At 62.8% G+C, this 10,157-nt stretch carries 10 protein-coding genes; 7 read left to right on the forward strand and 3 right to left on the reverse strand.

What is annotated here, in order from left to right; translation table 11 throughout:
• Positions 1 to 188: condensation domain-containing protein (locus VFZ66_00615; protein ID HEX6287654.1), on the reverse strand; the 188-nt coding region annotated here is incomplete at its 3' end.
• A gap of 234 nt (positions 189 to 422) precedes the next feature.
• Positions 423 to 728: a hypothetical protein gene (locus VFZ66_00620; GenBank protein ID HEX6287655.1), complete on the reverse strand. Its 306-nt coding sequence runs from the start codon at positions 726 to 728 to the stop codon at positions 423 to 425.
• A 394-nt stretch (positions 729 to 1,122) separates the two neighbouring features.
• Between VFZ66_00620 and VFZ66_00625 the strand changes: the two genes are divergently transcribed.
• Positions 1,123 to 1,767: a hypothetical protein gene (locus tag VFZ66_00625; protein HEX6287656.1), complete on the forward strand. Its 645-nt coding sequence runs from the start codon at positions 1,123 to 1,125 to the stop codon at positions 1,765 to 1,767.
• Positions 1,768 to 2,340: 573 nt separating this feature from the next.
• Here the strand turns inward: VFZ66_00625 and VFZ66_00630 are convergent.
• On the reverse strand, positions 2,341 to 3,375 hold the full coding sequence (locus VFZ66_00630) for an AraC family transcriptional regulator (protein ID HEX6287657.1): 1,035 nt from the start codon (positions 3,373 to 3,375) through the stop codon (positions 2,341 to 2,343).
• A 117-nt stretch (positions 3,376 to 3,492) separates the two neighbouring features.
• On the opposite strand from VFZ66_00630, the gene VFZ66_00635 reads away from it, so the two are divergent.
• From VFZ66_00635 to VFZ66_00660, 6 genes are all read left to right on the forward strand, one after another.
• Complete coding sequence (locus tag VFZ66_00635) at positions 3,493 to 3,972, forward strand: DUF2255 family protein (protein HEX6287658.1); 480 nt, start codon at positions 3,493 to 3,495, stop codon at positions 3,970 to 3,972.
• A 20-nt stretch (positions 3,973 to 3,992) separates the two neighbouring features.
• Positions 3,993 to 4,853 carry an aldo/keto reductase gene (locus VFZ66_00640; protein ID HEX6287659.1) on the forward strand — a complete coding sequence of 287 codons (861 nt, stop codon included), beginning with the start codon at positions 3,993 to 3,995 and terminating at the stop codon, positions 4,851 to 4,853.
• Between the two features lie 113 nt (positions 4,854 to 4,966).
• Positions 4,967 to 5,935: an aldo/keto reductase gene (locus tag VFZ66_00645; protein HEX6287660.1), complete on the forward strand. Its 969-nt coding sequence runs from the start codon at positions 4,967 to 4,969 to the stop codon at positions 5,933 to 5,935.
• 13 nt (positions 5,936 to 5,948) lie between these two features.
• On the forward strand, positions 5,949 to 6,347 hold the full coding sequence (locus tag VFZ66_00650; GenBank protein ID HEX6287661.1) for a cupin domain-containing protein: 399 nt from the start codon (positions 5,949 to 5,951) through the stop codon (positions 6,345 to 6,347).
• A gap of 363 nt (positions 6,348 to 6,710) precedes the next feature.
• Positions 6,711 to 8,210, forward strand: coding sequence for a hypothetical protein (locus tag VFZ66_00655; protein HEX6287662.1), 1,500 nt, complete (start codon positions 6,711 to 6,713; stop codon positions 8,208 to 8,210).
• Positions 8,211 to 8,757: 547 nt separating this feature from the next.
• Positions 8,758 to 10,157, forward strand: a 1,400-nt coding sequence (locus VFZ66_00660) for an ATP-binding protein (protein HEX6287663.1), incomplete at its 3' end; no start/stop codon positions are given.

Below are 10,157 nucleotides of genomic sequence, written 5' to 3' on the forward strand. Positions count from 1 at the left end.
AAAACGGGATAGCGATCTACCACACCCTGCCAGGCTCGCTTAAAGACCGAGGCTTCGAGATTACCATGCAGAGTACAGCTCCACTGCACGCCATACACGCCTGGTTCCGAGGCATATAGCGTGTGAAAGAGCATGCCCTGCTGCATGGGCGTGAGCTTGTAGATGTCTGCAACGTTCTCGTGCGTCACTCCATATCTCCTCTGCCGTTCCCGATAGATGCCGCGTCAGGTACGGGGACATACCCGCGCCGCCCATGAACGCTGCTGGGCAGCATCAGCGTGGGACTGGCGCTTGCCGCCGCTCCGCAGCCCTGCTCTCTGCTGCCCCAGCTTTGAGCGGCGAGGCGATGATGGAGCGGATCGAACAAGGAACGTCCGCGCTTTACGCACCGTTTGATCCGGCCTGACACGTCCGATGACAGTTCACACGCAGGGTCGGAGCAATACGCCCAGAGCCGCTGTGATTGCCTGCTCCAATGGCATGGTTTGTTCTTCGGCCCAGGCTGTTGCATACTGATCAGCATCCAACTGGTTTTGCGCCGCGATCAGATTGTGTTCGTAATTGGCTCGGTCGATCGGATCGAGCTGCACGCCGAGCGCATCCAGCAGCGCCGTGGTCGCTCCTGACAGCGGCACGGCCAGCGCTGGATGACCACAGGCTTCGTCTACCCCGGCAATCCCCGCTAAACACAGCCCAATGCCCTGCTTGCGTCCAAGCCGTTGGTACATGACCAGGCTTTCTGCGAAATATGCCCCAGCCGTGGCAGCGTCTCCCTGCACATAGCTCACGAGGCCAAGATTGGTCAGCGACGACACAATCCCATCGACATCGCTGACCTCGCGCAGCAGTGCCAGGCTGATGACCGGCTCACGTACACGATCTACGCAGCGCGCAACGGGAGCACGAGTCGCTTACCGATGTTCAGGTCAGCGGCAAAGCCTATACCGTTAAGGTCAGCGCCTCCAACGATCTCGGCAAGATCGCGATCCTCAACGACTTTGACGGCGTGCGCGCACGGGAGCTGCGCGTCTTCGATCCAGCGAACGGCGCACCTATCGGCTCGAACACGCGCTGGTTTCCTCGGCAGCCTGGTCGCCGGATGCAGCGTGGCTCGCCTACGCGGTGGAGTTCCCCGAAGTTAAGAGCGAGATCCGCATCAGCGACGGCAGCCGCCCAGGTACCGCCGTGGCAACCATCACCGGTCGCGACGTGAGCATACTCGGCTGGTCCGCTGAGTACGGCTATGCCGCCGCGATCTGGAGCGCTGATCGCACGCAGATCGGCGTTGCACGCTGGGTCTGCTCGCTCGATAAGGCTGAGCTACCGAAACGCTCGGAGGCCGAGAATGGCGTGTATCTGGTCGATCTCGCGCGCGACCGCAGCTACCGCCTGATCGATCAGGTTCCCGGTCAGTTTAACCTGCTGGCGGTCGGCGGTCAGGGCCTGACGCTGCGCTCGCCGGTGCGGGGTGTGGCAACGATCGGTACCAACGCCGCACCGGTATCGGTTGAGTCGCTTGAGGGTTCACGCCGCGTGGAGGCCACCATCGGCACCACACCGCCGAGTCCGAACGGCTACGGCTATCGCAATAACTGGGCTGGCTATATCCACCAGCACTACGATACCAAAGACGGCTTCAACGGCTGGTGGGCTTGTGGACCAACTTCATCGGTGATGTCGATCGCCTACTACATTCTGCCGACCAACTATGTGTGGTCGTCGTCGCCCTACGGCCACGGCTCCAACTACGGCGGCGTGGTATGCTGATCCTCGCGCTCCTCGCTGTTGTGCTCCCATCGGTCACGGCGGCTCCGTCACCCGGTACGGTTCATGGGCGGACAGATAGGCAACAGCTTGTGACATGGCGACGAGCGGACCGTGCGCCGAGCTGATATGGTTCAGCGTGCTCAACCGTTAACCGTCTCGGAGGCGCTGCATGTCCGCTCAGCATCCATTGTACCAAACCATCCTGACCCAGCTCACCGCGACCATTCCCGCCCACGCCGTGCCCCGCCCCTTGGTGGTCCGCCTGGCTGTGCTCGTCACCGGCCTCCTCGCCGCCAGCTCCACCTTGCGCGCCCACTGGGCGCCAGGGAGGCCTTAGCGGTGATGACCGACGTGCCACCACCGTGGCGCGTCCTGCGGCGCTCCGCGCGGCGCTTCTGAATCGAGACGGGGTTGCGGGTGTGGCAGAAGCCCAGGCGCGGATCGCGGCCAGGCGCGCGGCTTGCTCATCGTTCATGGCGCACGTCCTTCGCGGGAGTCTCCTGCCATTAATCTACCATTCCAGAAACCCATGCTCCTGGACCAACACGAGCCACGTCATCTCATGATCGGCTGCTACACCCTTCCCTGGCCCACCGGTTCCCTACCGCCGCTCCGCAGCCGTTCCACATCGTGCATCGGTGGCGCGCCGAAGAGCCGCTTGTACTCCCGCGTGAAGTGCGAGGCGTCGCCGTAGCCCACGCGGTAGCCGGCGCTCGCGGCGTCGAGCCCCTCGCCGAGCATCAGCCGCCGGGCCTCCTGGAGCCGCAGCTGCTTCTGGAACTGCAACGGACTCATCGCGGTCACTGCCCGAAAGTGCTGGTGAAAGCCCGAGACGCTCATCCCGAGATCACGCGCGAGATCCTCGATGCGCATCGGTTGAGCGAAGTCGTGCCGCAGCCGCTCAATGGCCTCGGCGATGCGGTGAGCGACACTAGAGCCACCCAGAGCCACAATCTGATGGAGCCGTTCACCCTGCGCGCCCCGCAGGAGCCGGTAGACGATCTCCCGTTTCAGCAACGGGGCGAGGAAGTGCGCGTCGCTCGGCGTGTCCACGAGCCGGACCAACCGCACCACGGCATCGAGCAGGCTCACGTCCAGCGAACTCACGTTGATGGCGGTCACGGTGGGCTGCCGCCGCGAGGCGAGGTGGCCGGCCTCGACCAGGACCGAGCCGACGAGGGTGGCGTCGAGCTTGAGGACGACGCTCAGATAGGGCCGCTCCGGCGATGCCTCGGTGATCCGGCTCGCGATGGGCAGCGCAGCGGTGGCGATGAGGTACTGTGCGGGGTCGTAGCGGTAGCGGGTGTCGCCCAGCACAACCTCCTTGCTGCCCTGCGCGATCACGCAGAAGGCCGGGAACGACACGCCATGCCCGAGTTCCGTGGGCGCGCAGGCGCGGCGGAGCCATAGCCCGGGCAGCGGCTCCACCGTCTCCCTGTCGCGGATGGCCCGCCCGATCCGCTCGACCAGCTCATCTCGGCTGATCTGCGCTCTGCGTACCTCGTGCTCTGCCTGGCGGTGGTCTGTCGAATCCATCGCGATCTCTTCCGGTGGTCCAGCATCATCCATCAGGATGTGGAGGATCATCCAACGATTCTGGATAATCATTCTACCACCTGAGCTTCATGGTTCCTATACTGGTACGCAAGCGACGATCCGCGCAGGCAGGTTTCACGCCCTGCCAGCGCACAACACGTCCGAGCGCAAGAGAAGAGGAGAATCTGTATGCGAGGAGCCATGCTGCATGCCGCAGGTGATGTGCGCTATGAGGAACGTCCCGACCCACTGATCATCGAGCCCACCGATGCGATCGTCCGCACCATGGCTACGTGTATCTGTGGATCGGACCTGTGGCCCTACCGCGGCATCGATCAGTTTACGCAGCCCTGGGCGATCGGGCACGAGTACTGCGGCATCGTGGAGCAGGTCGGCAGCGCCGTCACATCTGTTCAGCCCGGTCAGTTCGTGATCGGCGGGTTCGTGGCCTCCGACAACACCTGCCCCACCTGCCGCGCTGGCGTGCAGACCAACTGCCAGCAGGGCACCGGCTATGACGGCTGCCAGGTGGAGGAAATCGAGCCGGGCGTCAACGACCAGATCGGCGCCGCGTACCGCACCAAGTACCGCCGCTACGCCGCCAGCATCATCGACGCTATCATGAGCCCGCAAGCGCGCGCGGCGACGATCACACTCGTGCCGCGCTGAACACTCAGAGAGGAGCCGCTATGTCAGCTATTCCGTCAGTGACGTTAAATAATGGTGTGACCATGCCTCTGCTAGGGTTCGGCGTGTTTCAGATGAACGATGCCGAAGAGTGCGAACGCAGTGTCTCCGAAGCGCTCCGCGTGGGCTATCGGCTGATTGATACCGCGGCGGCATATGGTAATGAAGCGGCAGTTGGCGGCGCCATCCAGCGAAGTGGTGTTCCGAGAGACGAGCTGTTTGTCACCACCAAGCTCTGGATTCAGGATGCCAGCTACGAACGCGCCAGGCAGGCGCTTGAACGATCGTTGCAGCGGTTACAGCTCGAGTATCTGGATCTGTACCTGATTCACCAGCCCTTCGGGGATGTGTATGGCGCGTGGCGCGCGATGGAGGAGCTGTACTGGGATGGCCGCATCCGCGCCATCGGAGTCAGCAACTTCCATCCCGATCGGGTGATGGACCTGATGGTGCATCATCAGGTGGTTCCGGCGGTGAATCAGATCGAAACCCATCCATTCAATCAGCAAATCGACACCCAGAAATTCTTACAGGAGCACAATATACAGATTGAATCCTGGGGACCGTTTGCGGAAGGCAAACACAACATGTTTGCAAACGAATTGCTGCGCTCCATCGCAGACACATATCAGAAAACCGTGGCGCAGGTCATTCTGCGCTGGCTAACCCAACGCGGCGTCGTGGCGATTCCGAAATCTGTGCGCAAGGAACGAATCGTTGAAAACTTCACCATCTTCGATTTCGACCTGCGCCCGGACGATATGGCCGCGATTGCCACGCTAGACACCAGAACCAGCAGCTTCTTCGACCACCGTGACCCGAACATCGTGAAGGCGTTAGGCGAAGCACAACGCCCGACCTAAACGGACGAGCGGTTCCTGTGCAGCTTGGTCCCGGCGGCACATATCGCCGTCCAAGGTTAGCGACAGGCCAGAGCAGGGCGACAGAGTAATCACATATTACAGGAGCAAGCACCATGCAGAAACGAAACCTTGGCAACAGCGGCCTGGAAGTCTCGGCCCTTGGGCTTGGCTGTATGCGCATGAGCTTTGGCGACAGTCCGGTTGGCGACAAAGCGGAGATGATCGCGTTTCTCCACGCGGCGGTCGAGCGCGGCATCACCTTCTTCGATACGGCTGAAGTCTATGGTCCGTTCACCAACGAGGAGCTCGTGGGTGAAGCCCTCGAGCCGTTCCGCGAACAGGTCGTCATCGCCACGAAGTTCGGCTTTAAGCACGATGCCGAGCAGGGGCCGAGTCCGACGGCTGGCCTCGATAGTCGGCCTGAGCAGATCAAGCGGGTCGCCGAGGCGTCGCTCAAGCGGCTCAGAGTCGAGGCGCTTGACCTCTTCTATCAACACCGCGTCGACCCGGACGTACCGATCGAAGAGGTCGCGGGGGCGGTGAAAGACCTGATTCAAGAAGGCAAGGTCAAGCACTTCGGTTTGTCGGAAGCAGACGCAGCGACGATCCGGCGCGCCCATGCCGTGCAGCCGGTCACGGCCCTGCAAAGCGAGTACTCGCTGTGGTGGCGAACGGTGGAAGCGGAGGTGCTGCCGACCTGTGAGGAGCTCGGCATTGGTTTTGTGCCCTACAGCCCGCTGGGCCGGGGGTATCTCACGGGCAAGATCGATCAAAACACCACGTTCGACAGCTCCGATATCCGCAGCCGTAACCCGCGCTTTACGCCAGAGGCCATGAGAGCCAATCAGGGCGTGGTTGATCTGCTCACCCAGATCGGCGCGCAGAAAGGCGCGACACCGGCGCAGATCGCGCTCGCCTGGCTGCTCGCCCAGAAGCCGTGGATTGTGCCGATCCCCGGCAGCCGCAAGCTCGAGCGCCTCGACGAGAACATCGGCGCCGTGGCCGTCGACCTTACCCCCGACGACCTCCAGCACATCGACGGCGCTATGGCAACGATCACGGTTCTGGGCGATCGGTATTAGGAGGAGCAAGACCATGGAGATCAGGCGAGTCGGTTCACAGCCTTCCGGAAGGGGGCCGGGCGAGTGGTTTACTGGCGTGGTATGGATCGATCCCTTGTTCGGGGCACATGCTCCGGCGCGGGCGGCCGGCAACGCCGTCACCTTTGAGCCCGGCGCGCGCACGGCGTGGCACACGCATCCGCTTGGGCAGGTCCTCATCGTCACGGCGGGTTGCGGCTGGGTTCAGCGCGACGGTGGCCCAATTGAGGAAATCCGTCCAGGCGATGTGGTGTGGTTCGAAGCCGGCGAGAAGCACTGGCACGGCGCTTCACCGACTACGGCGATGACGCATATCGCCATTCAGGAGGCGCTCGACGGCAAGGCGGTCGACTGGATGGAGCACGTCAGCGACGAGCACTACCAGGCCGGATGAGGGGCCGAATACGGGGGACAGCCATAGCAACCGTGTAGAGTGTCACCGTATCCTGTATGGCATGGCCGAGTGTGCTTCAGCCGATGGATGCCTTCCGAGCAGCACCGTCGGTCGTGCGTCTGGCCGAACACCCAGGGCACCGACCCAATGCCAGTCTTGCGCCCCTCCCCGGTGTCACGCAGGCCGCAGCTCAGCACCCTGGATCACACCGAGAATCATCGTGTGGGGATCACGCCTGGTGCTTGCTATACAGATCCCAGGATCGGGTCTATAATGCAGCGCCGGTTGGGAAGGCCAGGTTGTCGCGCTCCGGCACGTATAGTTTCATGCGGACCAGGTGATCCGTGTGAAAGGAGGCCCACGATGGCACGCGATGAACGAACCACACCGGGATTCCGATCAACCAGCATGCGCCGGTTCCGTCCAGTCGGGGTCCTGATCCTGGTGTGCCTCATGGTCGCAATCGCGCCGCGCGGCCAGCGCTCCGTGGCTGCCTCAGCGGCCAGTGCGGCGGTGCAGCGACGCGCCTACATCCCGGTTGCTACGAGCGTGACGGGGGGCGCTCCGGCACCGACGCCTCCGTCCGACGGGTCGCTGGCAGCGTTTCCAGGGGCAGAAGGGTTTGGTGCGATGACACCGGGCGGGCGCGGCGGACGCATTCTCTATGTCACCACGCTAGCGGACGCCGGACCGGGCAGCCTGCGCAGCGCGCTGACGGCGTCCGGCCCGCGCACCGTGCTCTTCCAGGTTGCGGGCACCATTACCTTGCGCGACGATATTGCCATTACCGCGCCGTTCCTGACGATTGCCGGGCAATCCGCGCCGGGCGAGGGGGTGCAGATCCAGGGCGGCATGCTCATGATCCGGACCCATGATGTCGTGATCCGCTACCTCCGCCTCCGCCCCGGCGACGCGCCCACCACCAGTGCCGTGGCTACGCGGGACGCGCTGGCGATCAACGGAACCGATCGGGATGCGGTCTACAATGTCGTGCTCGACCATTGCTCGCTGGTCTGGGGGCCTGACATTGGCGGCGCGTCCATCCTGAACGGTGCCCACGACATCACGATTCAACACGCGATCATTGGTGAAGGCCTGTACCTGTCGAACCATCCCGAGGCCACCCCGGCCCAACACGGCCACTCCTTCGGACTAAATATCACGCAATTGACGACGGATGTTTATCCCACACGCATCACCCTGCACCATAATCTCCTGACGACCTCGGACCAGCGGATGCCGCAGATCATGGGTGGCGCGCTGATTGAGGTGGTCAATAACGTCGTCTATAACTGGGGCGTGAGTCCGGCGCAGGGAAATCCGCGCTCCCTAAATCTGATCAACAACCTGTTTATTAAGGGGCCGATGACGACCACCCTGTTAGCCTGGGAAACCCGAACCAACTCTGAGAATCCCACGCTGCGTCCTGGCTCAGTGTATGAGCAGGGCACGGTGACGGAAGGATTTACCACCGTGCGCGGGAATCCACAAACCGTCTATGCCACCGCGCGCTTTGTGCCCTATTCGCTGCGCACAGCGCAGACCGCGCACGACGCATATCGCTGGATCCTCCAGGACGCTGGTGCGACACGTCCGGTTCGCGATAGCGCGGATCAGCGGATCATCGACAATGTGCGGACCCGGATGGGGACCTTCCCCAATGGGAATGCAGTGGTGTGGCCGAACCTCGCCGCTGGCCCGATCGCGGTCGATAGCGATCAGGACGGCATGGCGGATGCGTGGGAACAACACGCCTTTGGCACCGTGAGCCGTGGGACCCCGACGGATTCAAGCGGCGATTTCGATCACGATGGGTACACCGATGTCGAGGAATATCTCAACGGCTCGGACCCGCTCAGATAGTCGGTCAAGCGTCCCTGCCTGGTACACGGCAATCGCCAGATGGGTCGTGCCAGCGCGCCTCGTTGGTGATCGCTGTCGCCCGCGTGCGAGCTATACGCTCCAGCGCGCGCGTGCCTCGGCGTTGGCGGTCAACGCAACCTCGAACGCGCTGGGATCGTCGGCGAGGATCGCCTGCTCGAGCGGAGGCAGCGAGCAGGATGCCTGAGAGCCTCGATGTGAGAAAACCATACAAGCACGCTGGCTCGTCGGCTTCGCTAGGAACGTCTCGATACCTTCAGCGTCGGCTGGCAGTCCGGTATGCACGCCCTGCTGTCGCGCCTGCTCCATCCCCGCTGCAATCGCCGCCGATCGTTCGTGGGCGTGCTGCTCCAGCGCGCGCCTCGGCTTCGGCGGCCAGCGCCTGCTCGATCGCGCGGGGTACATCTTTAGGGCACAGGAGCGCCGATCCTGATCGCCGGATCTTCGTACAACCGCGTACAATAGATGTATGGAAGCGCGCCGACTATCAACGCTCCTGCGCACCCTGGGGATTACGCTGGGAGCTGTTGTGGTATTAACCCTCAGTCTGGTCATCCTCACGCCGGTGTTACAGCCAGCGAATCTCGTCTTGTGCTACGTCCCCCTGGTGCTGGTGGTCGCCATCGGGTTTGGTCGGGCTGCTGCCGTCGTCGCGTCCCTCGCCTCCTTTCTCGCCTATAATTTTGTTTTTGTCCCACCGCTGCACACGTTGGCGATTGAGGGGCGTCAGGATCTTCTGGAGCTGGCGATCTTTCTTGGTGTTTCCTTGGTCACGGGGACCCTCGCGGCACGCGAGCGCGAACAATCACGCGCGGTGCAGCGTCGTGCTGACCAAATGACGGCCCTCTACCAGCTCAGTCAGGACGTGAGCCGTGCCACGTCCTGTGCGGCCATCTTGCCTCATATCGCGGCATCCGCCCGTACGATCCTCGGCGCACCGGGGGTCGCGATTACCCTCCTGCTTGATGCGAATCAACCGCCCCTCGTTGCCCAGGCTGGTGTGCTTGAGGGGAGCCCCACCGATCGTATGCCCATCGCTGCTGGGAGTCAGCCGGTGGGTGAGATCCGCGCGTACGGACTCACGCGCTCCTTGCGGGATCAGGAGCCGGTCCTGCCCCTCTTGACCATGCTGAGTAACCTGCTGACCCTGATGGTTGAGCGGGAACGTGCGACCGAGGCCGCGATGCATACCTATGCGCTACAGGAAGCGGATCGCCTGAAGGGGATTCTCCTGTCATCGCTGTCACATGATCTGCGGACACCCCTGGCCGTCATCACCGGAGCCGCGAGTAATTTGCTTGATCCCACGATGATCTGGGATAGTGACACACAACGCTCGTTTGCGGCAGCCATTGCGAGTGAAGCGGATCGGCTGAACCGGTTGGTACGCAACCTGCTGGAAATGTCCCGCTTAGAAGCGGGGGCTTTCCGTCGACAACACACCCTCGTCGAGATCGGCGATCTCATCGGGGCGACGGCTCAGCGCCTGGCGACCTATCTGCACGGGTACGACCTCCAGGTGACGGTTGCGCCCGATCTCCCACTCGTCCTCGCCGATGCGGTGCAGATTGATTTGGTGCTCAGTAATGTGTTGGAGAATGCGGTCAAATTTGCGCCGCCCCACACCAGCATTTGTGTTGCGGCACGGCATACGCCTGAGTTCGTGGAAGTCACGGTCGCCGATGAAGGCCCTGGAGTTCCGCTAGCCATGCAGCATCGCATCTTTGAAAAGTTCTACCGCGCAGCCCCACCGGAACTGGGGCCAGGCGGCAGTGGTCTGGGGCTAACCATCTGTCAGGGGATTATTGAGGCTCATGGCGGGCGCATCTGGGTGGAAAACCGGCCCGCAGGTGGCTTGTGTGTCCATTTCACGGTACCGACCCAGCCAGCGGCCACCTTCGGTAGATCTGAACGTGCGATCGGAAGCAA

This window comes from Herpetosiphonaceae bacterium (genome assembly GCA_036374795.1).
Lineage (GTDB): Bacteria > Chloroflexota > Chloroflexia > Chloroflexales > Kallotenuaceae > LB3-1.

Excerpts from the sequence above, each read along its gene's own strand:
- VFZ66_00645 (HEX6287660.1), top strand. The coding sequence starts at position 4,967 with ATGCAGAAACGAAACCTTGGCAACAGCGGCCTGGAAGTCTCGGCCCTT.
- VFZ66_00635 (HEX6287658.1), top strand. The coding sequence starts at position 3,493 with ATGCGAGGAGCCATGCTGCATGCCGCAGGTGATGTGCGCTATGAGGAA.
- VFZ66_00655 (HEX6287662.1), top strand. The coding sequence starts at position 6,711 with ATGGCACGCGATGAACGAACCACACCGGGATTCCGATCAACCAGCATG.
- VFZ66_00630 (HEX6287657.1), bottom strand. The coding sequence starts at position 3,375 with ATGATTATCCAGAATCGTTGGATGATCCTCCACATCCTGATGGATGAT.
- VFZ66_00620 (HEX6287655.1), bottom strand. The coding sequence starts at position 728 with ATGTACCAACGGCTTGGACGCAAGCAGGGCATTGGGCTGTGTTTAGCG.
- VFZ66_00640 (HEX6287659.1), top strand. The coding sequence starts at position 3,993 with ATGTCAGCTATTCCGTCAGTGACGTTAAATAATGGTGTGACCATGCCT.
- VFZ66_00650 (HEX6287661.1), top strand. The coding sequence starts at position 5,949 with ATGGAGATCAGGCGAGTCGGTTCACAGCCTTCCGGAAGGGGGCCGGGC.